The 1,339-nt window shown below is 59.8% G+C and carries 2 protein-coding genes; one reads left to right on the top strand and one right to left on the bottom strand.

Annotated elements, in window-relative coordinates; genetic code table 11:
• The coding region (locus OQK_RS28080) for a tRNA 2-selenouridine synthase (protein WP_038861894.1) at window positions 1-762 on the top strand (762 nt) is incomplete at its 5' end.
• A 109-nt stretch (window positions 763-871) separates the two neighbouring features.
• On the opposite strand, the gene OQK_RS28075 is transcribed toward OQK_RS28080, so the two are convergent.
• The coding region (locus OQK_RS28075) for a hypothetical protein (protein ID WP_016775390.1) at window positions 872-1,339 on the bottom strand (468 nt) is incomplete at its 5' end.

Raw genomic sequence — 1,339 nt, 5'->3', positions numbered from 1 at the left:
ATCGACTATCCGCGCGTCGGCGGCGGCTACAAGGCGATGCGCAGTTTTTTGATCGACACCCTTGAGCAAGCCATCGCGCAGTGTGATTTTGTTTTGCTCGGCGGCATGACCGGCACCGGCAAGACCGAAGTGCTGGTGCAGTTGCGCAACGGTGTGGATCTGGAAGGCCACGCCAACCATCGCGGCTCCAGTTTCGGCAAACGTGCCACCGGGCAGCCGTCGAATATCGATTTCGAGAATCGCCTGGCGATCGACTTCCTGAAGAAACGCGATACCGGGATCGAGCAGTTTGTGCTCGAAGACGAGAGCCGTGTGGTCGGCAGTTGTGCCTTGCCGCTGCCGCTGTATCAGGGCATGCAGCAGTACCCGATGGTCTGGCTGGAAGATCGTTTCGAGGATCGTGTAGAACGGATCCTGCGTGATTACGTCATCGATCTGTCGGCGGAGTTTGCCTCGGTGCACGGTGAAAACGGTTTTGCCTTGTTCTCCGAACGTCTGCTGGAAAGCCTCAACAACGTACAGAAACGCCTCGGTGGTGAGCGCCATTCGCGGATGCTGGTGTTGATGGAGCAGGCGCTGGCCGAGCAGGCCCGCAGCGGCGCGGTGGAGATGCATCGCGGCTGGATCGAGGGTTTGCTGCGCGAGTACTACGACCCGATGTATGTGTTCCAGCGCGAGAAGAAGGGCGGGCGGATCGAGTTTGCCGGAGAGCGGGGGGCGGTGATCGAGTATTTGCGTGCGAGGGTGAATCAGAAGGCTTGAGGCGCAAGCCACTGGCCTCTTCGCGAGCAGGCTCGCTCCCCCAGTTGAAATGCGTTCCCCTGTGGGAGCGAGCCTGCTCGCGAAGACGCAAGGTCAGGCGATACAAAACTCAGGTTGGGCAGGTGTCCTTGCCGTTATCCAGTCCCTGTTTGTAGATGTGGCTCTGCAAACTGGCCTTGCCGTTGTGCCACTTCAGGGTCAGCACATACAGCGAATCGAAGTCATCGCCGGCCCAGTCATCGGTGATCTTCTGCCGCTCGCCCACTGCGTTGCCGGCGACCTTGTTGATCAGATCCGGCAGATAACCGTGAGACCAGGCGGTGTAGATCGTCGAGTTGTGGTACTTCTCGTCCAGCAGCTCGCGGGCCAGATCGCTGGTGTCGTTGGCGGAGAACTCGATGTTCACCGGCAGGCCGAGCTTGATCGCGGCCGGGCTGATGGTCATCAGCGGACGAATGTAGCTGTAGGAATTATCTAGTTCGCCTTCCTCGACGTTGCGCGTCGGGTTGGCGGCGAACACGTAATCGGCCTTGCCGAATTTTTCCGGCAGCAGCGTCGACAGGTCGATGGCGCGGTT

Origin of the sequence: Pseudomonas sp. R62, from assembly GCF_000257605.1 — a bacterium.
GTDB classification, from domain to species: Bacteria; Pseudomonadota; Gammaproteobacteria; order Pseudomonadales; family Pseudomonadaceae; genus Aquipseudomonas; species Aquipseudomonas atacamensis.
The sequence above is the reverse complement of the archived record's forward strand: the minus strand, read 5'-3'. Positions and strand labels throughout refer to the sequence as shown.